Raw genomic sequence first — 21,723 nt, 5'->3', positions numbered from 1 at the left:
TTCGGCAGGCGCGCTTTCTCTTATTTCACTACCTGCAACGCTTCGCTCTCTTGCGGCGTGACAATCTCTTCCTGCTTCTCATCCCACAGCGCTTTTTTCACCAGCACAAAGCCCGGATGCTGCGGATCGCGCTTCACCAGCGCGGCAGCGTCGTCATCTTCCTGCACATTGCTGTTATAGGGGAAGGAGGGCACAGATTTCACCCACTCTCCCTGCTGGATATCGTAGACGTAGACCACGCTCCACGCACTGGTCCACCACTGCGGGAAGATCACCACCCGATCGCGACCGCTGTCGTCAAGGCCGGAGAGTGTCTCCACGGTGGCACCAATACACTGCGGCAGCGTGGCAGGTTTTATAGCCGGGTTGCTGCTCCACAGCGAGCAGTCGCAGTCGCCCTCTTCTGTACAGCTTCCGCCGGAGTGCGGATCGCGGGCACTGACCCACACCGTCTCTTTGTTGATACCGTCAAATTTGCCCCTGGTCAGCGCGCCCTGCACCGCCGACTCTTTCTGATTCAGCCGCGTGAGCAGATCCGTCTCTGCGCTGATGCGCCAGCCCGCTGGCTGATGGAGGAAGGTTAACTGCGCGGGGTAATTTTTACGCTTGTCCGCTTCCAGCCCGGCCTGTTTGACAAAGTCGACCTCGACATCGCCCGCGCTGTTTTCGTTGATATCAAGCGTGGAGATAATGCTCTGGCTGAAGTGCGGCGCGCGGTCAGCAAACGCCTGCTGTTTGTGCAGCACCGCGTCGCGGGAGAGGTTTTCGCCAAACCAGCGCACCTGGTCGGCATAGAGATCGCCCGCGTCGGCCTTGCCGTTAAGGTGGTTGTTCCAGCGCTCAACCTGCGCGGCGATGGCCTTATTGTCGGCGGCGGTGAGTTCAGCTCTGGCGGGCAGAGCGGCGATAAGAGCCAGGCTTAAGGCAAGCCATGGCATAAACAGAGGTTTCATTATTCCCTTCCCGGTTGCAGTGTGCGGGCGGATTATAATGAGCGCAGGGCGGTTTCGTCACTCGCTTATCGCGTGACCCACAAAGTTGGCCATGAATCTGGGCCGTGCCAGCTGTCGCAGGTTGGCTCCTGGGCGTAACGCACGAGGCGGAAATTCTGCCCGTCGAAACGCCAGCGGCTGGCAACGCCGCAGTCTGCGAGGCCTCGCCCTTTTGCCAGCGTTGTCAGCTCGCGGCTCTTCTCATCAAACGAGGCATTCATCAGCTCCATCTCGCTGTTGCCGTTATCGGGGGAGAACGGCAGGCGCAGGCGCACCAGGCGGGAGATAAAGGGTTTCTGTCGCGAGACAAGCCAGGCGAGATCGACCACGTTGTAAGCGCCCGCTTCGCAATCAATCATCAGCAGCGCTTTGTCATTGGTCAGGGCGTAGACCCGCACCTGGCGGCGCGCCGGATCGAGGGAGCACTGGGTGTTGCTCATTCGCCAGTTGCCGTAATCAAGCAGATCGTTGAGTTGCTGGTGGGTTAACGGCGCGGGTGCTGCAGTGGGATGGACGACCTCTTTTAAGGCGGGCGCCGGCGGCACGCTCAGCGGCGGGCTGCCCCCTTTTTTGATCCACGCTGTTTTACTGCCGACGCGCTTTTGCTGCGCGTCAATAAACAGCAGCGCGGCTTTCAGCCCGGCGAGTGAAATACGCCCCTGCCCGCTCTGCAAAGTGATGGTCTGCCCCTCCTGGATGGTCTCCAGCAGTGCGGCAACGGTTTGCGGGTTGCTGGTCATCAGATGCCACGGCGCGATCTTCCACTCCGTATTGGCCATCTTCAGCGGTTGCCCATCAAGCAGTAGCCGCCCGGCAATCGGCGGCGCTTTGCCCGCCGGAACACCGATACCGCCGAGATCGATGCGCAGCGCAGCATCGGCACGCGACCCGGCGCTGCGCTCAAGGCTCATCACCAGCCCGGCGTGTTCGCCGATATTACGCGCCACGCAAAAATTCTGGTTATTACAGGTTACTTGCCAGTCGGAGAAGGTTTTCTGTGCGGGCGCAGCCCACAGCGCGGGTGCGGTGCAGAGACCGAAAAGGAGAGTGAGAACGCTGCGATAACGCATGAATGGTGCAACCCCGGAAGAAAAGACGCAAAACTGGCGTATCTTTACTCCCGCGGTTGACCGGCTCAATCGGATTTATCGGATAGCTTCATGCGAAAGTTGGTAGGGGGTAGCAAAAGTGCGTCACGCCATCAGACCGGAAGTTTGCAGATATTGCAGTAAAATGACCGCTTTGCCGTCGCGGATCTCACCGCTTGCTACCATTGCCAACGCCTGTTCAAACGGCAGCTCCAGCACTTCGATATCTTCATCTTCCACGCCGCCGCCGTTGTTGGCGCGCTGGGCATCGCTATATTCGGCGACAAAGAAGTGCACGATTTCGGTTACGCCGCCTGGCGACATATAGAGTTCGAACACTTTGCGCACCTCACCCACCTGATAGCCGGTCTCTTCAACCGCCTCTTTGCGAATGCACACTTCCGGCTCGTCATCGTCCAGCAGACCGGCGCAGGCTTCAATCAGCATGCCGCTCTCGTTGCCATTCACCCAACTGGCGATGCGGAACTGGCGAATAAGCACCACGCTCTGTTTTTCGCGGTTATAGAGCAGAATGGTCGCGCCGTTGCCGCGGTCATACACTTCGCGTTTATGGCGAATGACCTCACCGTTCTGACGCGTCAAATCGTAGGTGATATTGCGCAGGACAAAGTAGTTTTCGGAGAGGATTTTATCTTTAATCACATTGATTTTTAGCGACATAGCAGGCTCCAGAAGAGTAACAGAATGGCGTTATAGTACGCGTCCGGGCCTGCTTTGTCGCCGTGGGTTACTGTTTCTCCGGCGGGTTAATCCCGAGCCACGCCATCATTCCCTGCGCCGCATGACGCCCTTCCGCCATTGCCGTAACCACCAGATCGGCACCGCGCACCGCATCACCGCCGGCAAAAATCTGCGGGTGAGTGGTCTGATAACGGTATGGGGTGTTGACGCTTGCCGCAATGCGCCCCCACTCATCCACCTGCACCCCAAGGCGCGATAACCACGGCATCGAATGGGGGTTGAAGCCAAAGGCCATAATTACCGCATCGGCGGGCATAATAAACTCACTGCCCGCGATCGCCACCGGGCGACGGCGGCCTTTCGCGTCCGGCTCGCCGAGCTGCGTGCGCTGCAAGCGTATGCCGCTTACTTTGCCCGCATCATCCACTTCAATGTTGAGCGGCTGGACATTGAACTCAAAATTCGCCCCCTCATCGCGGGCATTTTTTACCTCTTTTTTCGAGCCGGGCATATTGGCTTCATCCCGGCGATAGGCGCAGGTGACCTGTGCCGCGCCGTGACGCAGCGCGGTGCGCACGCAGTCCATCGCCGTATCGCCGCCGCCCAGCACTACCACGTTAAGCCCGGCGGTGTCGACAAACGGCTCATCCGCCGTGGTCTTAAGCCCCATCAGCTGTTTGGTGTTGGCAATCAGGAACGGTAACGCATCGTAGACGCCTGGCGCCTCTTCATTGGGCAGGTTGGCTTTCATCGAGCGGTAAGTGCCGACGCCGACGAACACCGCGTCAAACTCCTCAAGCAATTGCTCCATGGGGCGATCTTTGCCGATTTCACAATTAAGCTCAAAACGGATGCCCATCGCGCTGAAGATTTCGCGCCGCCGCACCAGCAGGGATTTGTCGAGTTTGAAGGCCGGAATACCGAAGGTGAGCAGGCCGCCGATTTCCGGGTGGCGATCGAAGACGGTGGCACTGACGCCGTGGCGGGCCAGCACGTCGGCGCACGCCAGCCCCGCAGGCCCTGCGCCAATAATCGCCACGCGCTTATCGACGGGCTTCACCTGCCGCAGGTCGGGCCGCCAGCCCTGCGCCAGCGCCTGATCGGAGATGTAGCGCTCAATATTGCCGATGGTGACCGCGCCGGAGGCATCGCGCAGGGTACATGACCCTTCGCAGAGACGATCCTGCGGGCAGACGCGGCCGGTGATCTCCGGCAGGCAGTTGGTCTGGTGCGACAGCGCCACCGCGGCGGCGATATCGCCCGCTTTTACGCGATCAATCCACTGGGGAATATGGTTATGCAGCGGGCAGCGCCATTCGCAGATACTGTGCTCGCCGCAGGTTAAACAGCGCTGCGCCTCCTGCTGCGCCTGCGCGGGTCGAAACGGCAGGTAGATCTCATCAAAGCCCGTTTTCCGCGCCGCGATCGCCAGCTTATCCGGCTCGCCACGCGCGGCACTATTACGCAGCTGGCGCATTTTACTGTCGTTCTGCGCCGGAACATCGTGCCACGGCAGCGCCTGCTGGCTGGCGGTGCGCAATCGCCGCGCTTTCGCCATATTTGCCAGTGCTTCAGCGTTAACTACGGTGAGCGCATCCGCCGGGCAGTTCTCCACGCAGGCCGGGCCTGCTGCGCGCTGCGCGCAGAGATCGCATTTGTGGGCGGTGGCTTTTACCTGCCCTTTTACCGAGGTGACCAGCACCTGCATCGTGCCGAACGGGCAGGCTACAACGCAGGATTTGCAGCCGATGCATCTCTGCTGATTCACCTGCACTGTGTCATCGACGCGGGTGATGGCACCGTTCGGGCAGCTGCGCGCGCAGGGGGCGGCCTCGCAGTGATGGCAGGTCACCGCGCTGTTGTGTTGGGGATGTTTGACGACGGTAATACGTGGGTAGAACGCATCAGGGGTAAGGGGATGCTGCTCGTCGTTGTGCGCCATTACGCAGGCCACTTCGCAGGCATGACATCCAATACAGTGTTGGCTATTCGCCATAATAAAACGGTTCATGGCACCCTTCTTGATTGGCTGGATAAACCTTATCTTTTATATGACTACTCTATTTACCGGGGTGCCTGCGGGCAGGCAATGTCCATTTGCACAGAAAGGTTATCTATTTGTCACGAACATGTAGCAGATCAATTTATCTCTGCTTTTCAGAAAAATAGCAGACCTGCGCAATTGCGCCGGATGGTCTACAGTCCCTGTAACCGTCTCTCCGCTGGACGGAAGCTAAGTAAAGGTAAAGAATCGACGTTGAGAGTGGGTTCGCGCAGGAGAAAATTTGGCTTAAATTGCGTTCTGCCTCGTGATGCCTCAATCGGGCATGATAATTTACACTTTCTCCTTTATTTCTCCACGATTGGTGTCGCTATTACCGCTACATTGAGGCGGTTATTCTCCCCCTAATCATGCGCAGCAATATGAGGTCCTGTTTCTGATGGCGAACTTTTTTATCGATCGCCCCATTTTCGCGTGGGTGCTGGCGATCCTGATCTGTCTGACCGGGGCGCTCGCCATTAGCTCACTGCCCGTTGAGCAATACCCCGATTTAGCGCCGCCAAATGTGCGCATCACCGCCAACTACCCCGGTGCGTCGGCGCAGACGCTGGAAAACACCGTCACGCAGGTGATTGAGCAGAATATGACCGGGCTCGATAACCTGATGTATATGTCCTCGCAAAGCAGTGCCACGGGCCAGGCGTCGATCACCCTGAACTTCCGTGCCGGTACCGACCCCGATGAAGCGGTGCAGCAGGTGCAAAACCAGTTGCAGTCCGCGATGCGCAAGCTGCCGCAGACCGTGCAGAACCAGGGGGTGACGGTGCGCAAAACCGGCGATACCAACATCCTCACCATCGCGTTTGTCTCCACCGACGGGTCGATGGATAAGCAGGATATTGCCGACTATGTGGCGAGTAACATTCAGGACCCGTTAAGCCGCGTCAACGGCGTCGGCGATATCGACGCCTACGGCTCGCAGTACGCCATGCGCATCTGGCTCGACCCGTCGAAGCTCACCAGTTATCAACTCACTACCGGCGATGTGACCCGTGCGATTACCTCACAGAATGCGCAGATTGCCGTTGGTCAACTGGGTGGTACGCCCTCCGTTGACCGCCAGGCGCTGAATGCCACCATCAATGCGCAGTCGCTGTTACAGACGCCGGAGCAGTTTCGCGCTATCACCTTGCGCGTCAATCCTGACGGGTCGGAAGTGCGTCTTGGCGATGTGGCAACCGTTGAACTGGGTGCGGAGAAGTATGACTATCTCAGCCGTTATAACGGCAAAGCCGCCTCCGGGCTTGGGGTGAAGCTGGCCTCCGGGGCGAATGAGATGGAGACGGCAGAGCTGGCACTCCAGCGGCTCGATGAGCTGTCGCACTACTTCCCTCACGGCCTTGAGTACAAAGTGGCCTATGAAACCGCCTCGTTTGTTAAAGCCTCAATCATCGATGTGGTGAAGACGCTGCTCGAAGCGATTGTGCTGGTGTTTGTGGTGATGTACCTCTTTTTGCAGAATTTCCGCGCGACGCTCATCCCGACTATCGCCGTGCCGGTGGTGCTGCTGGGCACCTTTGGCGTGCTCTACTCCTTTGGCTACAGCATCAACACCCTGACGATGTTTGCGATGGTGCTCGCCATCGGCCTGCTGGTGGATGATGCGATTGTGGTGGTGGAGAACGTCGAGCGCATTATGAGCGAAGAGGGTCTTTCGCCGCGCGAGGCGACGCGCAAGTCGATGGGGCAGATTCAGGGCGCGCTGGTGGGCATTGCGATGGTGCTCTCCGCCGTGTTTGTGCCGATGGCCTTCTTCGGCGGCACCACCGGAGCTATCTATCGCCAGTTCTCAATTACCATTGTTTCAGCGATGGTGCTCTCGGTACTGGTGGCGATGATCCTGACACCTGCCCTCTGCGCCACGCTGCTTAAGCCGCTGCACAAAGGCGAGCAGCACGGGCAGAAGGGCTTCTTCGGTGCCTTTAACCGCGTCTTCAACCATAATGCCGACCGCTATCAAAATGCGGTGGGTAAAATCCTGCACCACGCTCTGCGCTGGATCCTGCTCTATCTACTGCTGATTGGCGTGATGGTGCTGCTGTTTATGCGCCTGCCCACCTCGTTTCTGCCGCTGGAGGATCGCGGCATGTTTACCACCTCCATTCAGTTGCCGAGCGGTTCAACGCAGCAGCAGACGCTGAAGGTGGTGCAGAAGGTCGAGCACTACTTCTTCACTCATGAAAAAGAGAATGTGCAGTCGGTGTTCGCCACCGTCGGTTCCGGCCCCGGCGGCAACGGGCAAAACGTTGCCCGCCTCTTCATTCGCCTGAAGGACTGGGAGTCGCGTGATACCACGGACGGCAGCGCTTTTGCCATTATCGAGCGCGCCACCAAAGCCTTTAGCCGCATTAAAGAGGCGCGTGTCTTTGCCGGTAGCCCGCCGGCGATCAGCGGTATGGGCAGCTCTGCCGGGTTTGATATGGAGTTGCAGGATCACGCCGGTGCCGGTCACGATGCACTGATGGCAGCGCGCGACCAGCTGATTCAGCTCGCCTCACAGGATCCGGCTCTGACCCGCGTGCGCCACAACGGCCTCGATGACAGCGCGCAGTTGCAGATTGATATCGACCAGCGCAAAGCGCAGGCGCTGGGCGTCTCGATTGATGATATTAACGACACGCTGAAGACCGCCTGGGGCTCCAGCTACGTTAACGACTTTATGGATCGCGGCCGCGTGAAGAAGGTCTATGTGCAGTCGGCGGCGAAATTCCGCATGCTGCCGGATGACATTAATCTCTGGTATGTCCGCAACAGCAGCGGCGGAATGGTGCCCTTCTCCGCCTTTGCCACCTCGCACTGGCAAACCGGATCGCCGCGTCTCGAGCGTTACAACGGTTATGCGGCGGTAGAGATAGTCGGCGAAGCTGCGCCGGGCGTCAGTACCGGTACGGCGATGGATGTGATGGAGAAATTAGTACGCCAGCTGCCGACCGGCTTTGGCCTTGAGTGGACGGCGATGTCCTATCAGGAGCGGCTCTCCGGCGCGCAGGCGCCTGCGCTCTACGCCGTCTCACTGCTGGTGGTCTTCCTCTGTCTGGCCGCGCTGTATGAGAGCTGGTCGGTGCCCTTCTCGGTGATGCTGGTGGTGCCGCTGGGCGTGATTGGCGCGCTGGTAGCGACCTGGATGCGCGGGCTGGAGAACGACGTCTACTTCCAGGTGGGTCTGCTGACGGTGATTGGCCTCTCGGCGAAGAACGCGATTCTGATCGTTGAGTTCGCCAACGAGATGAATGCCCGCGGCGAAGATCTGCTCGCCTCAACGCTGCACGCCTGCCGCCAGCGTCTGCGGCCAATATTGATGACCTCGCTGGCGTTTGTTTTTGGCGTGCTGCCGATGGTGACTAGCACCGGTGCAGGCTCAAGCAGCCAGCACGCGGTCGGCACCGGGGTGATGGGCGGGATGATTTCCGCCACGGTGCTGGCGATCTTCTTTGTCCCGCTCTTCTTTGTGCTGGTGCGCCGCCGCTTCCCGCTGAAGGCGAAACCGCGCTAATCGCGGGCAACAAAAAAGGCGACTGGATTCAGGTCGCCTTTTTTACGTGGATATTATTATTAAGCCGTCACTGCTCAATCATTCGTCTGAAAATTATTTACGAAGCATGCCTTCGATAAAATCTTTCCAGTTCCCCATTTCGTGTTCAATCATAACTACCTCTCTTATTATTACGGCCATTCTACTCAATGCCCGGATGCGCTGTGAAGCTATTTAAACCAATCGAATCAATCGCTCTTTACCGGGCATTTCTCTTTGGCTTGGGCTTACTATGCGCCGCTCTGCGGCCTCATACTGTGATTAACGGCAATATTTTCCAAAAACTTGAGGGCTAAATGAAATGGCGATCACATTGTCAGATAAATCTTTAGTTTTGTTATTAGGCGATGAACTAGCGCCGTTCAAAAGTTAATTAACTAAAATTACTCAACTCACCGTTAAGTGAATTATTATTACCACGCGAATGATATTCGAATTAGATTCCGTTATTCTAATTTTCTGTTCGAATAAGGCAAAAAAGAGACAAAAGGATTCAACATGATCACCATGTACGGCATCAAAAATTGCGACACCATCAAGAAAGCCCGCCGCTGGCTGGAGGCTGAGCAGGTGGAGTACCGCTTTCATGATTACCGCGTCGACGGGATTGATGCAGACCTGCTGCGTCCTGCTGTGGCTGAGCTTGGCTGGGAAGCGCTGCTGAATACGCGCGGAACCACCTGGCGCAAGCTGGATGAAGCGCAGCGCGCGGCAGTCGTTGACGCTGAAACGGCGATTGCCTTAATGGTTGAAATGCCAGCAATTATCAAACGCCCATTGCTCTGCGCGCCCGGTAAGCCTATGCTGCTGGGTTTCAATGAATCCAGTTATGGGAAGTTTATTCACGAGGTGTAGTTTATGTCATGCCCGGTTATTGAGCTGACGCAGCAGCTTATTCGTCGCCCTTCTCTGAGCCCCGATGATGCGGGATGCCAGGCGCTGATGATTGAACGCCTGCGCGCTATCGGTTTCACCGTTGAGCCGATGGATTTTGGCGACACGCAGAACTTCTGGGCATGGCGCGGCCAGGGAGAGACGCTGGCGTTTGCCGGTCATACGGACGTTGTTCCAGCGGGCGATGTCGATCGCTGGATCAACCCACCTTTCGAACCCACCATTCGCGACGGCCTGCTGTTTGGTCGCGGTGCGGCGGATATGAAAGGCTCGCTGGCGGCGATGGTGGTTGCCGCCGAGCGTTTCGTGGCGCAGCACCCGCAGCACAGAGGCCGCCTCGCCTTTCTTATTACCTCTGATGAAGAGGCCAGCGCCACCAACGGCACGGTGAAAGTGGTTGAAGCGCTGATGGCGCGCAACGAACGTCTCGATTACTGCCTGGTAGGCGAACCGTCGAGCACCGAAGTGGTGGGCGACGTGGTGAAAAATGGCCGTCGCGGCTCCATGACCTGTAACCTGACAATTCACGGCGTGCAGGGACACGTGGCTTATCCGCATCTGGCGGATAACCCGGTTCACCGCGCGGTACCGATGTTAACCGAGCTGGTGGGCATTGAGTGGGATCGCGGCAATGACTACTTCCCGCCGACCAGTATGCAGATCGCCAACGTTCAGGCCGGCACCGGCAGCAATAACGTCATTCCCGGCGAGCTGTTTGTGCAGTTCAACTTCCGTTTCAGTACCGAACTGACGGACGAGATGATCAAAGCGAAAGTGCAGGCGTTGCTTGAGAAGCATCAGCTGCGATACTCCGTGGAGTGGTGGGTTTCAGGCCAGCCGTTCCTTACCGGACGCGGCAAGCTGGTGGATGCGGTGGTTAACGCCATTGAGCACTATAATGAGATTAAACCGCAGTTGCTGACCACCGGCGGCACTTCCGATGGCCGTTTTATCGCGCGGATGGGCGCACAGGTTGTCGAGCTTGGGCCGGTGAACGCAACGATTCACAAAATTAACGAATGCGTAAACGCCGCAGACCTGCAACTGCTGGCGCGGATGTACCAGCGCATTATGGAACAACTCATCGCCTGACGGGCTGGAGGTTCGCATGGATTGGCTGTCAAAATATTGGTGGATTCTGGTGCTGGTTTTTTTAGTCGGCGTGTTGATCAACGTGATCAAAGATCTTAGCCGCGTCGATCATAAAAAGTTTCTCGCCAACAAGCCGGATCTGCCGCCGCATCGTGATTTCAACGATAAGTGGGATGACGAGGATGACTGGCCGAATAAGGACCAGCCGAAGAAGTAACCTTTCACCCCCGTTTGGGGGTGAATCTTTTATAGCAGCTCAATGATGTCATCATCGTTCGGCTTGCCGCCGCTTAACGCCTCATCAAAGTAGTGCTTCGGCACGGTGTACTGCAAATGATGCAGCGCCAGCGCCATGCTGCGATCGTCAATCGCGTGCCCCAAATCCTCAACGATATCGAGCGTGATATCGCCGCCTAACGCCGCAACCGCCTCTTCCGCTTTCACCGCCCAGGCCAGATCGATCACCGGATCGTCGCCGCCGTGGATCAGGTGAATGGTATTGGTGGTGGCAACCCGTTGCGGCAGGCTGGCGTAACGACCGTTAAAGGCAATGACGCGCGAGGCGAGATCCGGCTGCGCTTTGATCCCCTCCAGCGCCATAATCGCCCCCTGCGAAAAGCCAATCAGCGCCGTGGCAAGCGGGCTGATACCGCTCTGCTGCTGCCAGTAGCGGACCACCTCAATAAACTGCGGCATCACCGCATCGACGCGCTGCTGGCGGTTCTCTTCACTGATATTGCCGACGGAGAACCACTGGCGACCGGGAGCAGCACCGCTCGCTTCAACGCCGCCAATGCTGACAATCAGCGCGTCGGGAAAGGCTGGCGCAAACCAGCGGCCAATCTCGCCCATTGAAACCGGGTTATCGCCGACGCCGTGGAACAGCAACAGCAGTTGCTTAGCAGGGCTTGTCGGGCGTTGCACAACAAAATGGGCATCTTTCATCAGGATCTCCTTAACGTGTCAGGTGCAGTCTACGCCGGACGAAAAGAGTGACAATGCCATTTAACTGATGGAGATCGTTAAAAAAACTGTCTGGCCTGCACCTGCTTTTTCAGGGTGTCTGTACGCACTTCATCACTTGCCCGTAGCGCCAGACCGGCTTCGGTGCGCTGCTGCGCCAGTAGCGCTTTGCGCCCCGGTAAGCCTAAACGCGCGCAGAGCTGCGCCTCGCGCTCAGAGTGGACAAGCTGGCCACGCAGCGCCGGGAGCGGTAAACCGCTTGCGGCAAGCAGGCGTGAAAGTGCGCCAGTGGCGGCCGAGAGCGGGCGATGGGCAAAAGCAAACCCGGCCAGCTCCAGCCAGTCCTCATCATTAAGGGTAGACCCCAGGGCCGGTGGCAGGTCTAACTTTTCCCCCTGCCAGTGAGAAAGCCACGGGAGATCGCGCGCCAGACGCTGCTGCTCATGCTCCGCCAGCGCCTGCCCGGCCTCGCTTAACGGCAACAGCGCCATGGCGGTAAAGCAGCCGCTGCTCGCCTCTCGCTGGCTGCCAAGGCGCACCAGCATAAAGCCGCAGCGCTGCCAGAAGTGCCACAACGCCTGGGTAAAGCCAAAGCTGACCGACAGATAGTCGCAGTTGCTGTCACGCGCCTGCGCCACCAGCGCGCGACCAATGCCTTCCCGCTGGCAGTGAGGATGCACGGCAATGCGGCTGATGCGCCGCCCGCACAGCGTCGCGGCCAGCGGGCTGCCGCCGTGCGCAGCGAGTGATTGCGCCACCAGGTTGCCGCGCGGGCGGCGAAAACCGGCCCATATCGCCTGGCTTAATTCAGGCGATAAACCGCCCTCCTCCACCAGCCAGAGCGCGCCGACGATATTCTGCGCTTTTTTCGCCAGCCAGAAGTGCTGGCCTGGCGCATCCATCATGCGCCGCAGATCGAGCGGCGAGGTGCGATAGTGGGCGCTCGCCAGCAGGCGATAAAGTGCCGCAGGCTGTGCAGGATCGCGCTGCCAGGCGCTGGCGGGCAGCGGCGCCACCGTGAGCGGGCCGGTGGGTTTATCCGTCGTAACATCGTCTTCAAGCAGCAGCAGGTCGGCCACCGCGCGCTCAAGGGGGCAACCCGCTGCCCAGCGCAGAGGCGTGGTTAACGCACGGTGGCGCAAGTACGGGAAACCGGCACAAAACTTGAGTAAAAAGCCCTGTCCGGTGCCTTCGTACCCCTGCACGGTGGTGGTTAACAGCACATGGCTAAAGGCGGCGGTCAGGGTATGCAGCAGCGGGCCAGGGATCGCCGCGGCTTCATCGACAATCAGCCAGCCGGGCTGGCTTCCCTGCTGTTTTATCCGCCCGGCCAGTGCATCAGGGGCGATAAAATCAAACTTTTCGCCCGCGTAGTGCGCAAGCACATCGGTGGCGGCGCGCGTCGGCGCAGTCACTACAGCGGGTGAAGTTAAGGTTGCGATATGCATTCCGGCGAGCGCGGACTTACCGCGTCCGCGCGGCGCGGTTACCACCATCACGCCAGGCGGCATCTCAGCCAGTTCGGCCAGGATCGCCGCCTGCTCGCGCTGCGGCGCACCGCTGGCGGGATGCCAGCCAGCGCGGGGTGGAAAATCAGGAATGGGTTGCTCGTCCCCTTCACGCCAGAGCAGCGTCTGCCCGTCGTGAAAAAGGGTGCGGCTGAAGTGGTCAACAAAAACCGGCGTGGGGATGGGATCGGCGGTGTCGCTCCAGCGGCGGCTGTCAGCGTCCGGCTGCTGCGCCCAGCGATCGAGCGGCGGAACCAGCAGCAGCAGCCAGCTTCCCGCTTTTAGCGTGCCGCTGAGGGCGGCAAAAGCGGCGACATCAAAGCCGTCGCGCGCATCAAACACCGCATGGTTAAACTCGCGCCCGAGCAAAGTGATGAGCGCGCGCGGCGAGCAGTGCGGCGGCTCGTCGCTCACCCACAGCCAGTCGCCGGGGAGCGCATCGCGCAGTTTTTCTGCCCGATCGGCACACCACGCCGCGCTGCCGGAGAGCACCAGCAGGCGGCGGATCCCTTCCCGCGCCATCTGCGCGCTCAATGTAACCAGCGATTGCATAGTGAGGGCTTACAGACGCCCGCTAAAGGTGTCGCACTGCGCCGGATCGCCGCTATCCATGCCGCGTTTGAACCAGCTGTAGCGCTGCGCCGAAGTGCCGTGCGTAAAGCTGTCCGGGATCACGCGACCCTGGCTGCGCTGCTGCAAACGGTCATCGCCAATTGCCTGCGCCGCGTTCAGCGCCTCTGCGAGATCGCCCTCTTCCAGCACGCCCTGTTGCTGCATGCTGTGGCCCCAGACACCGGCATAACAGTCGGCCTGCAACTCCATGCGCACCGAGAGTGCATTGACCTCTTTCTCACTGGCGTTCTGCTGCAACTGGCGCACTTTCGCCTCGGTGCCGAGCAGTTTTTGCACGTGGTGACCCACTTCATGGGCAATCACATAGCCCTGAGCGAAATCGCCACCCGCGCCGAGTTTGTTTTTCATCTCATCGTAGAAGGAGAGATCGATATAGACCTTGCTGTCTGCCGGGCAGTAGAACGGCCCCATGATTGACTGGCCCATGCCGCAGCCGGTATTGAACTGATTACGGTAGAGCACCAGCTTTGGCTGCTGGTACTGACGCCCCATTTTCTGGAACAGCTGCCCCCAGGTATCTTCCGTGGAAGCAAAAATCACGCTGGAGAAGCGCGCGGCCTCATCCTCTTTCGGGTTAACCGCCGCCTGCTGTGACGACGGCGCGCTGACGGGTTGCCCGGTCAACATGCCGGTTAAATCCACGCCGTAATAACTTGCTACCACCACAATCACCAGCAGGACTAACCCGCCTTTGCCCCGCGGCAGCCGGAAACCTCCGCCGCCCATTGAGGGGCCGCCCGACTGGCTCCGTCGGTCTTCTACGTTGTCACTCTCTCGTCGCCCTTGCCAGCGCATACTGCCTCCCTATGCCAATAATGGACTCTGTGTATATATGATCGTAGGCGGTTAGGGAAGGATTACCACTGGGAAAAAGACGTAAAAAAACCAGAGGATGCGGGCACCCTCTGGCTGAGACGTTAATTTAGGGGATCAGTCCAGTTTCACGCCCAGGCGGTGCGCGACGGCTTCATAGGCTTCGATCAGCCCGCCGAGGCTCTGGCGGAAGCGGTCTTTGTCCATTTTATCCAGCGTCTCTTTGTCCCACAGGCGGCTGCCGTCCGGGGAGAACTCATCGCCCAGCACCACTTCGCCGTTGAACAGGCCAAACTCCAGTTTGAAGTCGACGAGGATCAAGCCTGCGTCATCGAACAGCTTTTTCAGCACGTCGTTGGCTTTGTAGGAGAGTTCCTTCATGCGCGCCAGGTTCTCTTTGTTCACCCAGTTGAAGGTTTCGCAGTAGGATTCGTTGACCATCGGATCGTGCATGGCGTCGTTTTTCAAAAACAGGTCAAACAGCGGCGGATTAAGCTCAATGCCTTCTTCAATGCCCAGACGTTTCACCAGCGAGCCCGCGGCGCGGTTGCGGATCACGCACTCGACCGGCACCATATCCAGCTTTTTCACCAGACATTCGGTATCCGAGAGCAGCGCTTCCATCTGGGTCGGGATGCCGGCTTCGGCAAGCTTGGTCATAATGAAGTGGTTGAACTTGTTGTTCACCATCCCTTTACGATCAAACTGTTCAATGCGCGCGCCATCCCCTGCTGACGTATCGTTACGGAATTCGAGCACCAACAGGTCCGGGTTTTCGGTACTGTAGACGGTTTTCGCTTTGCCGCGATACAACTCAGCTTGCTTTTGCATTTTATTACTCCAGGTGTGATTACAAGGCTAATTGCACTATCTTACGCCGACGCACACGTTTGCGTCACGCTGATAAAAAAAGGCCGGAGGTATTCCGGCCCTGGATCTTACTGGTTAAACGCGGCCTGGAAGGCAGCGACTAACGCGTCGTTCTGAGATTGCGTCAGGGTGTGGCCCTTAGGATCGATAAACTGGAGGCTGCTGCGGTTATCAAGGTCGCCGACCTGCAGTTTATAGTCGCCGGAGCTGAGACCCGGATCGCGCGCGCCCAGTGCCTGCCAGCCGCTGTCGGAGAGCGGTTTGTAGGTCACGGCCATGCTGCCAGTAGAACGGGTGCTGTCGGTCACTTTCATGCCCACTTTTTCCAGCACGTTCGGCAGACGCTGCCAGACGATATTGAACGGACCGCGCACCACCAGCATCGGCAGACCGGTATCATCCGCGCCGCTCTGCACGTCGAGCGTGGTCACGCTGCGCTTCTCAGCGGCGTTCTGCGCATCGGTGGCAGTTTTATCGAGGCCAGCGGAGATAACGTTCAGCATTTCGGTGCTGTAGCGCTGCAGCGATGCGGTATCAGCAACCGGTTTACCCGCCTGCTCCAGGTTCACCAGCTTGACGACCACCGCCTGCTGATAACCCTGCGGTTTCACCGCGATTTGATAGCGACCGCGATACTGCTGATCTTCATCCTGACGGTTCCACTCAACCCAATCGGTAGTCAGGGTCTGTGCGGCATCGTCGCGTTTGGCGATGGTGAAGTTTTTCGCCTGAATCAGGCTAACAACCTGCGGCCATAAGGTATTGCCGCGACCATTTTCTACCATCAGCGTGGCGGTATCGCCGTTGAACTGGGTACGCGCACCGGTCACCAGCGCCAGCGGCTGTGCCGGCGGGCGAATGTCCAGTGCTTTACCAACGGCACCGCTGCCGCTGGCGGAAGGGACATTGTAGTCCCCAGTCTGCACCGGCAGGATCAGCCCGGCGGGCGCATGAAGCTCAGCAAGCGGCGTAGCATCCAGATAGGATTCATCTCCGCTGACCTGACGCTTGTAACGTGAATCGGAATTGCAGGCGGCGAGCAACATCACAAGTGAAACACTCGCTACCTTCGCCAGGCGCGACTTCTGTACTGAGTAAGCCATCAAATCTCCCTAAACTTTACAGCAGACCGGCATGCTTAAGCGCCGCACGAACCACCTCACGACCGTGGTCGGTAATCGGTGTCATCGGCAAACGCAGCGTATCGGTTGCCACAAGTCCCAACTCCTTACATGCCCATTTGACCGGGATCGGATTGGGTTCGACAAATAGTTTGTTGTGTAACGGCATCAGACGCTGGTTAATCGCGCGGGCATCGGCAAACTGCCCTTCAGCGGCCAGTTTGCACATCTCGGCCATTTCGCGCGCCGCCACGTTGGTGGTGACGGAAATTACACCGTGACCGCCGAGCTGCATGAAGTCCATCGCAGTGGCGTCATCGCCGCTCAGCAGGATAAAGTCGTCTGAAACCAGCTCTTTGATCTGGTGAACGCGACTTAAGTTCCCGGTCGCTTCTTTAATACCGATAATATTTTTGACTTCCGCCAGACGGCCCACGGTTTCCGGCAGCATATCGCAGCCGGTACGCGACGGCACATTATACAGAATCTGCGGCAGGTCAGTATGTTCGGCGATGGCTTTGAAGTGCTGGAACAGACCTTCCTGCGTCGGGCGGTTGTAATAGGGGGTAACGGTGAGGCAGCCAACGATGCCGCTGTTATTGAAACGCTGCGTCAGGCTGATGGCTTCGGCGGTGGCGTTTGCGCCCGTGCCGGCAATAACAGGAATGCGCCCGTCAGCCAGCTCAACCGTCAGTTCAACCACATCGGCATGCTCGTCGTGGCTCAGGGTTGCGGATTCGCCGGTAGTCCCTACCGAAACGATCGCCGAGGTTCCACTGGCGACATGATAATCAATCAGTTTCTTCAGGCTTGACCGGCAGACTTTACCTTGCGAATCCATCGGCGTAATAAGCGCAACAATACTTCCCGTGAACATGGGCCATCCTCTGTGCAAACAAGAGCCTCAATGGTACGTGCGGTGCCGTAAGAAAAGCAAGAGACCTGACGGTCTGTGGCGGTTGTATGCCGGTTTTTTTTATGCTTTCCTTATGATTACCTCATGTTTGACAGGAAGCTCAGGTTTGACAACCTCATCACAACACTTTTTGGTTATCACTGCGCTGGGGGCCGACCGGCCTGGCATTGTGAATACGATCACACGCCACGTCAGCAGCTACGGCTGTAATATCGAAGACAGCCGGCTGGCGATGCTGGGAGAAGAGTTCACGTTTATCATGCTGCTTTCAGGGTCGTGGAACGCCATCACCCTTATCGAATCGACCCTGCCGCTGAAAGGCGCCGAACTGGATCTGTTGATTGTGATGAAGCGCACCGAGGCTCGCCCGCGTCCTGATATGCCCGCCACCGTTTGGGTGCAGGTTGACGTACCGGATTCGCCCCATTTAATTGAACGCTTTACGGCGTTATTCGACGCTCACGAGATGAATATTGCCGAGCTGGTTTCCCGTACCCAGCCCGCCAGCGTCGATGGTGTTCCGCAACTCTTTATTCAGATTACCGCCCACAGCCCCGCCTCGCGGGATGCATCAAATATTGAGCAGGCGTTTCGGGCGCTCTGTACAGAATTGAATGCGCAAGGCAGTATAAACGTCGTCAACTATTCTCAGCATGATGAACAGGATGGAGTGAAGCAATGAATCCACTGAAAGCCGGTGATATCGCACCGAAATTTAGCTTGCCCGATCAGGACGGTGAACAAGTAAATTTAGCCGACTTCCAGGGACAGCGTGTTCTGGTCTATTTCTACCCGAAAGCCATGACACCGGGTTGTACCGTCCAGGCCTGCGGCCTGCGCGATAATATGGATGAGCTAAAAAAAGCAGGCGTAGAAGTTCTCGGTATCAGCACTGATAAACCGGAAAAACTCTCCCGCTTCGCCGAGAAAGAGCTGCTCAACTTTACCCTGCTGTCCGATGAAAGCCATGAAGTGTGCCAGCAGTTTGGCGTCTGGGGTGAGAAGACCTTTATGGGTAAAACCTACGACGGCATTCACCGCATCAGTTTTCTGATTGATGCCGCTGGCACCATCGAACATGTGTTTGATGATTTCAAAACCAGCAATCACCACGATATCGTCGTGAACTGGTTAAAAGAGAACGCCTGAACGTCCCCTCTTCTGCTGCGGGCAACCCGTCAGGGTCGCCCTCCTCTCCAGCGCTTACTCTCGCCTTATCCGCTTATCACTTCATCTTCGCTGGCGAGCGAATCTGGCCACGCGTGGATCACCGCTTTAATCAACGTTGCCAGCGGAATGGCGAAGAAGACGCCCCAGAAGCCCCACAGGCCGCCGAAAATCACCACCGACAGAATAATCACCAGCGGATGCAGGTTGACCGCTTCCGAGAAAAGCACCGGCACCAGCAGGTTGCCATCCAGCCCCTGGATAATCAGGTAAACCGCAAAGCAGCTCCAGAACTCGGTGCCCAGCCCGAACTGAAACAGCGCCACGCCAACCACCGGAATGGTCACCACAAACGCGCCGATATAGGGAATCAACACCGAGAAGCCCACCAGCACCGCCAGCAGCAGCGAGTAGTTGAGGCCAAAGAGAATGAAGCCAATCCAGGTGGCAACGCCGACCACCACCATCTCCAGCACTTTGCCGCGAATATAGTTGGTGATCTGCTGATTCATCTCTTTCCACACCTGGCCTGCCAGCCCGCGATTGCGCGGCAGCACGCGGCGCACGGCGCTCAGCATCTGCTCTTTATCCTTCACCAGGAAGAAGACCATCAGCGGCACAAGCACCAGATAGACCGCAAGGGTAAGCAGCCCGACCAGCGAGGCGAGGGAGTATTTCACCACCGAGTCACCCATCGACAGCATGCGCGAGCGCATATTCTCAGCCATCGCATCGATGATGCCCGCATCCATCAGCGCGGGATAACGGCGCGGCAGGGTGGCAGCAAAACCGGAGAGCTTGTTTAACATGCCGGGCATATCGCGGATCAGGTTGATCCCCTGCTGCCACGCAATCGGCATCACCACAAAAGCCATCACCAGCAGAATGCCGACGAACAGCACCAGCACGATGCTTGCCGCCCAACTGCGCGAGCAGCCAATGCGCTGCAGGCGGGCCGTTGGCCACTCCAGCAGATAGGCAATCACCAGCGCAACAAGCAGCGGCGCGAGCAGGCCGCTAAAGAAGAAAAGAATGGTAAAACCGGCAAGCAGAATAACCAGCAGGGCAATCGCTTCGGGATCGCTGAAGCGACGGCGATACCACTGCGTCAACATTTCGAGCATAACGTTCCTTATTTCGCCTCACTGGCGGACGTTCAGAACAGGAAGTTTATCGAAATGTCATAAAAAAGACTTCGCTTTTCGTTCCCTTTGCGGGAAACATATCATTGCCGTGAATAAGATTTTCAATGACCATTAACGCGGCTACACTCGCAGGGCGGGTAAGCCGAATGGAACCCGGTTATCGTTGTGTCACCTCCAACACAGGAAAGAGGTTATGTTCAGGCAGTTGAAACGAACGCTGGTCGCAACCCTTATAGCCGCCCTTACCGCAGGCCAGGCTGCGCCGGTTTTTGCAGACTCGGCAGATAGCCTGCCGGATATGGGCACCTCGGCTGGCAGTACGCTCTCCATCGGCCAGGAGATGCAGATGGGCGACTTCTATGTGCGCCAACTGCGCGGCAGCGCGCCGTTGATTAACGATCCGCTGCTGGTGCAGTACATCAATTCCCTCGGTATGCGGCTGGTCGCGCATGCCTACTCAGTGAAAACCCCTTTCCACTTCTACCTGGTGAATAACGACGAAATTAACGCCTTCGCCTTCTTCGGCGGCAATGTGGTGCTGCACTCTGCCCTCTTCCGTTACACGGATAATGAGAGCCAGCTCGCCTCGGTGATGGCGCACGAAATTTCGCACGTTACCCAGCGCCACCTTGCGCGCGCGATGGAAGATCAGAAAAGCAGCGCGCCGCTCACCTGGGCAGGCGCGCTGGGGTCGATTCTGCTGGCGATGGCCAGCCCGCAGGCGGGGATGGCGGCGCTGACCGGTACACTGGCCGGCACGCGGCAGGGGATGATCAGCTTTACGCAGCAGAATGAGCAGGAGGCGGATCGCATCGGCATTCAGGTGCTGCAACGCGCTGGTTTTGACCCGCAGGCGATGCCGACCTTCCTTGAAAAACTACTCGATCAGTCCCGCTACTCCAGCCGTCCGCCGGAAATTTTGCTGACGCACCCCCTGCCGGAGAGCCGACTGTCGGATGCCCGTAACCGCGCCAACCAGATGCGCCCGGTGGTGGTGCAATCTTCTGAGTCGTTCTATATGGCAAAGGCCCGCACCCTGGGCATGTATAACTCCGGCCGTAACCAGCTGACCGACGATCTGCTCGATAGCTGGGCGAAAGGCAACGTGCGCGAGCAGCGCGCCGCGCAGTATGGCCGGGCGCTGAAAGCGATGGAGGCGAAAGATTTTGCCGGGGCGCAGAAACTGTTGCAGCCGCTACTGAGCGCGGATGCGAACAATGCCTGGTATCTCGATCTGGCGACGGATATTGATCTTGGCCTGAATAAAAGCGGCGAGGCGATTAAACGCCTGAATAGTGCCAGCGGGCTTAAGAACAGCCCGGTGCTACAGCTCAACCTGGCGAACGCTTACTTACAGGGTGGCCAGCCGGCACAGGCGGCGCAGATCCTCAATCGCTACACCTTCACCAATAAAGACGATATCAACGGCTGGGATCTGCTGGCGCAAACGGAAGCAGCGCTCGGCAACCGCGATCAGGAGCTGGCGGCACGCGCCGAAGGCCAGGCGCTGATCGGCAGGCTCGACCAGGCGATTACGCTGTTGAGCAGTGCCAGCGCGCAGGTGAAGCTTGGCAGCCTGCAACAGGCACGCTATGACGCGCGAATCGACCAGTTGCGCCAGATGCAGCAGCGCTTCCGCCCATATGAAAAGATGTAATCAGGAGAGAAGATGTCAGACGCAGTAAAAATCTACCATAACCCCCGCTGCTCCAAGAGCCGCGAAACCCTGAGCCTGCTGCAAGCCAACGGTGTTGAACCGGAGGTGGTGCTCTATCTGGAGACGCCGCCGGATGCGGCAACAATTAAACAGCTGTTGCAGTGGCTTGGCATGTCGAGCGCGCGGGAGTTGATGCGCACGAAAGAGGAGCTCTATAAATCGCTCAATCTCGGCGATAGAGCATTGTCCGAAGCGGCGCTGGTGCAGGCGATGGTGGAGAACCCGAAATTGATCGAGCGGCCCATCGTGGTCGCCAACGGTCAGGCGCGCATTGGCCGCCCGCCGGAAAGCGTAATGGAGATCGTCGGGAAAGTGTAATTGCCGGGCCGTAGGCCACAAGCTTTTGTAGGCCGGATAAGGCGGCACGCCGCCATCCGGCAGAAGAAGCCACAGTGCAGTGCCGGATGGCGCTCACGCTTATCCGGCCTACGCAACAGACCACAAGCCCTTGTAGGCCGGATAAGGCGGTACGCCGCCATCCGGCAGAAGAAGCCATCGTGCAGTGCCG

20 protein-coding genes are annotated in these 21,723 nt (G+C 58.3%); 8 read left to right on the top strand and 12 right to left on the bottom strand.

Annotated features, from left to right (window positions below):
* Positions 1–20: 20 nt before the first annotated feature.
* From ABIC80_RS00665 to aegA, 4 genes are all read right to left on the bottom strand, one after another.
* Positions 21–953 carry a hypothetical protein gene (locus ABIC80_RS00665; RefSeq protein WP_288875410.1) on the bottom strand — a complete coding sequence of 311 codons (933 nt, stop codon included), beginning with the start codon at positions 951–953 and terminating at the stop codon, positions 21–23.
* A gap of 65 nt (positions 954–1,018) precedes the next feature.
* Positions 1,019–2,062: a DUF1176 domain-containing protein gene (locus ABIC80_RS00660; RefSeq protein ID WP_429174978.1), complete on the bottom strand. Its 1,044-nt coding sequence runs from the start codon at positions 2,060–2,062 to the stop codon at positions 1,019–1,021.
* Between the two features lie 123 nt (positions 2,063–2,185).
* Positions 2,186–2,761: a GDP-mannose pyrophosphatase NudK gene (nudK, locus tag ABIC80_RS00655; RefSeq protein WP_124967637.1), complete on the bottom strand. Its 576-nt coding sequence runs from the start codon at positions 2,759–2,761 to the stop codon at positions 2,186–2,188.
* Positions 2,762–2,828: 67 nt separating this feature from the next.
* Positions 2,829–4,793 (bottom strand): formate-dependent uric acid utilization protein AegA, encoded by a 1,965-nt coding sequence (gene aegA, locus ABIC80_RS00650; RefSeq protein ID WP_429174976.1) that lies wholly within the window; start codon positions 4,791–4,793, stop codon positions 2,829–2,831.
* Between the two features lie 430 nt (positions 4,794–5,223).
* On the opposite strand from aegA, the gene acrD reads away from it, so the two are divergent.
* On the top strand, positions 5,224–8,337 hold the full coding sequence (gene acrD / locus ABIC80_RS00645) for a multidrug efflux RND transporter permease AcrD (RefSeq protein ID WP_429174974.1): 3,114 nt from the start codon (positions 5,224–5,226) through the stop codon (positions 8,335–8,337).
* A 93-nt stretch (positions 8,338–8,430) separates the two neighbouring features.
* Here the strand turns inward: acrD and ypfM are convergent, their stop codons facing one another.
* Entirely contained in the window at positions 8,431–8,490 is a 60-nt protein-coding gene (gene ypfM / locus ABIC80_RS00640; protein ID WP_124971302.1) for a protein YpfM, read from the bottom strand.
* A 384-nt stretch (positions 8,491–8,874) separates the two neighbouring features.
* Between ypfM and ABIC80_RS00635 the strand changes: the two genes are divergently transcribed.
* Genes ABIC80_RS00635 through ABIC80_RS00625 form a run of 3 tightly spaced genes read left to right on the top strand, consistent with a single transcriptional unit; the run spans position 8,875 to position 10,579 of the window.
* Positions 8,875–9,231, top strand: a complete 357-nt coding sequence (locus tag ABIC80_RS00635) for an ArsC family reductase (RefSeq protein ID WP_042717316.1) — start codon at positions 8,875–8,877, stop codon at positions 9,229–9,231.
* Between the two features lie 3 nt (positions 9,232–9,234).
* Positions 9,235–10,362 carry a succinyl-diaminopimelate desuccinylase gene (gene dapE, locus ABIC80_RS00630; protein ID WP_042717313.1) on the top strand — a complete coding sequence of 376 codons (1,128 nt, stop codon included), beginning with the start codon at positions 9,235–9,237 and terminating at the stop codon, positions 10,360–10,362.
* 16 nt (positions 10,363–10,378) lie between these two features.
* Positions 10,379–10,579, top strand: coding sequence for a YpfN family protein (locus tag ABIC80_RS00625; protein WP_023481257.1), 201 nt, complete (start codon positions 10,379–10,381; stop codon positions 10,577–10,579).
* A 29-nt stretch (positions 10,580–10,608) separates the two neighbouring features.
* Here ABIC80_RS00625 and ypfH read toward each other — a convergent pair whose 3' ends face one another.
* The 6 genes from ypfH to dapA all read right to left on the bottom strand — a co-directional run bounded on the left by ypfH (position 10,609) and on the right by dapA (position 17,147).
* Positions 10,609–11,307 (bottom strand): esterase, encoded by a 699-nt coding sequence (ypfH, locus tag ABIC80_RS00620; RefSeq protein WP_094421489.1) that lies wholly within the window; start codon positions 11,305–11,307, stop codon positions 10,609–10,611.
* A gap of 77 nt (positions 11,308–11,384) precedes the next feature.
* Positions 11,385–13,385 (bottom strand): tRNA(Met) cytidine acetyltransferase TmcA, encoded by a 2,001-nt coding sequence (locus ABIC80_RS00615; protein WP_429174972.1) that lies wholly within the window; start codon positions 13,383–13,385, stop codon positions 11,385–11,387.
* A 9-nt stretch (positions 13,386–13,394) separates the two neighbouring features.
* Complete coding sequence (gene ypfJ / locus ABIC80_RS00610; RefSeq protein WP_042717307.1) at positions 13,395–14,261, bottom strand: KPN_02809 family neutral zinc metallopeptidase; 867 nt, start codon at positions 14,259–14,261, stop codon at positions 13,395–13,397.
* Between the two features lie 135 nt (positions 14,262–14,396).
* A complete protein-coding gene (gene purC / locus ABIC80_RS00605; protein ID WP_054803517.1) occupies positions 14,397–15,110 on the bottom strand; it encodes a phosphoribosylaminoimidazolesuccinocarboxamide synthase in 714 nt (237 codons plus the stop codon).
* A 107-nt stretch (positions 15,111–15,217) separates the two neighbouring features.
* A complete protein-coding gene (gene bamC / locus ABIC80_RS00600) occupies positions 15,218–16,252 on the bottom strand; it encodes an outer membrane protein assembly factor BamC (RefSeq protein ID WP_076768801.1) in 1,035 nt (344 codons plus the stop codon).
* Positions 16,253–16,268: 16 nt separating this feature from the next.
* Complete coding sequence (gene dapA / locus ABIC80_RS00595) at positions 16,269–17,147, bottom strand: 4-hydroxy-tetrahydrodipicolinate synthase (RefSeq protein ID WP_023481177.1); 879 nt, start codon at positions 17,145–17,147, stop codon at positions 16,269–16,271.
* A 145-nt stretch (positions 17,148–17,292) separates the two neighbouring features.
* Here dapA and ABIC80_RS00590 point away from each other — a divergent pair, with 145 nt between their 5' ends.
* Together ABIC80_RS00590 and bcp are read left to right on the top strand one after the other, a co-directional pair.
* Positions 17,293–17,868 carry a glycine cleavage system transcriptional repressor gene (locus ABIC80_RS00590; protein WP_054803516.1) on the top strand — a complete coding sequence of 192 codons (576 nt, stop codon included), beginning with the start codon at positions 17,293–17,295 and terminating at the stop codon, positions 17,866–17,868.
* Positions 17,865–18,335 carry a thioredoxin-dependent thiol peroxidase gene (gene bcp, locus ABIC80_RS00585; protein ID WP_023481155.1) on the top strand — a complete coding sequence of 157 codons (471 nt, stop codon included), beginning with the start codon at positions 17,865–17,867 and terminating at the stop codon, positions 18,333–18,335. Before ABIC80_RS00590 ends, bcp begins: the two co-directional genes overlap by 4 nt.
* 65 nt (positions 18,336–18,400) lie before the next feature.
* Here bcp and ABIC80_RS00580 read toward each other — a convergent pair whose 3' ends face one another.
* Complete coding sequence (locus ABIC80_RS00580; protein ID WP_023481206.1) at positions 18,401–19,477, bottom strand: AI-2E family transporter; 1,077 nt, start codon at positions 19,475–19,477, stop codon at positions 18,401–18,403.
* Between the two features lie 214 nt (positions 19,478–19,691).
* On the opposite strand from ABIC80_RS00580, the gene bepA reads away from it, so the two are divergent.
* Both bepA and arsC read left to right on the top strand, forming a co-directional pair.
* On the top strand, positions 19,692–21,155 hold the full coding sequence (gene bepA / locus ABIC80_RS00575; RefSeq protein ID WP_076768802.1) for a beta-barrel assembly-enhancing protease: 1,464 nt from the start codon (positions 19,692–19,694) through the stop codon (positions 21,153–21,155).
* A gap of 12 nt (positions 21,156–21,167) precedes the next feature.
* Positions 21,168–21,533 carry an arsenate reductase (glutaredoxin) gene (arsC, locus tag ABIC80_RS00570; RefSeq protein ID WP_429174969.1) on the top strand — a complete coding sequence of 122 codons (366 nt, stop codon included), beginning with the start codon at positions 21,168–21,170 and terminating at the stop codon, positions 21,531–21,533.
* Positions 21,534–21,723: the final 190 nt, after the last annotated feature.

The sequence above is a fragment of the Kosakonia sp. 1610 genome, assembly GCF_050435845.1.
GTDB classification, from domain to species: domain Bacteria; phylum Pseudomonadota; class Gammaproteobacteria; order Enterobacterales; family Enterobacteriaceae; genus Kosakonia; species Kosakonia cowanii.
Note: the sequence above shows the minus strand (reverse complement) of the source record. Positions and strands in the feature narration are given on the sequence as shown.

Excerpts from the sequence above, each read along its gene's own strand:
- arsC (WP_429174969.1), top strand. The coding sequence starts at position 21,168 with ATGTCAGACGCAGTAAAAATCTACCATAACCCCCGCTGCTCCAAGAGC.
- purC (WP_054803517.1), bottom strand. The coding sequence starts at position 15,110 with ATGCAAAAGCAAGCTGAGTTGTATCGCGGCAAAGCGAAAACCGTCTAC.
- aegA (WP_429174976.1), bottom strand. The coding sequence starts at position 4,793 with ATGAACCGTTTTATTATGGCGAATAGCCAACACTGTATTGGATGTCAT.
- bamC (WP_076768801.1), bottom strand. The coding sequence starts at position 16,252 with ATGGCTTACTCAGTACAGAAGTCGCGCCTGGCGAAGGTAGCGAGTGTT.
- ABIC80_RS00615 (WP_429174972.1), bottom strand. The coding sequence starts at position 13,385 with ATGCAATCGCTGGTTACATTGAGCGCGCAGATGGCGCGGGAAGGGATC.
- ABIC80_RS00580 (WP_023481206.1), bottom strand. The coding sequence starts at position 19,477 with ATGCTCGAAATGTTGACGCAGTGGTATCGCCGTCGCTTCAGCGATCCC.
- bepA (WP_076768802.1), top strand. The coding sequence starts at position 19,692 with ATGTTCAGGCAGTTGAAACGAACGCTGGTCGCAACCCTTATAGCCGCC.
- ABIC80_RS00625 (WP_023481257.1), top strand. The coding sequence starts at position 10,379 with ATGGATTGGCTGTCAAAATATTGGTGGATTCTGGTGCTGGTTTTTTTA.
- ypfH (WP_094421489.1), bottom strand. The coding sequence starts at position 11,307 with ATGAAAGATGCCCATTTTGTTGTGCAACGCCCGACAAGCCCTGCTAAG.
- acrD (WP_429174974.1), top strand. The coding sequence starts at position 5,224 with ATGGCGAACTTTTTTATCGATCGCCCCATTTTCGCGTGGGTGCTGGCG.
- dapE (WP_042717313.1), top strand. The coding sequence starts at position 9,235 with ATGTCATGCCCGGTTATTGAGCTGACGCAGCAGCTTATTCGTCGCCCT.
- ypfJ (WP_042717307.1), bottom strand. The coding sequence starts at position 14,261 with ATGCGCTGGCAAGGGCGACGAGAGAGTGACAACGTAGAAGACCGACGG.
- ABIC80_RS00665 (WP_288875410.1), bottom strand. The coding sequence starts at position 953 with ATGAAACCTCTGTTTATGCCATGGCTTGCCTTAAGCCTGGCTCTTATC.
- dapA (WP_023481177.1), bottom strand. The coding sequence starts at position 17,147 with ATGTTCACGGGAAGTATTGTTGCGCTTATTACGCCGATGGATTCGCAA.
- nudK (WP_124967637.1), bottom strand. The coding sequence starts at position 2,761 with ATGTCGCTAAAAATCAATGTGATTAAAGATAAAATCCTCTCCGAAAAC.
- ABIC80_RS00635 (WP_042717316.1), top strand. The coding sequence starts at position 8,875 with ATGATCACCATGTACGGCATCAAAAATTGCGACACCATCAAGAAAGCC.
- bcp (WP_023481155.1), top strand. The coding sequence starts at position 17,865 with ATGAATCCACTGAAAGCCGGTGATATCGCACCGAAATTTAGCTTGCCC.
- ABIC80_RS00660 (WP_429174978.1), bottom strand. The coding sequence starts at position 2,062 with ATGCGTTATCGCAGCGTTCTCACTCTCCTTTTCGGTCTCTGCACCGCA.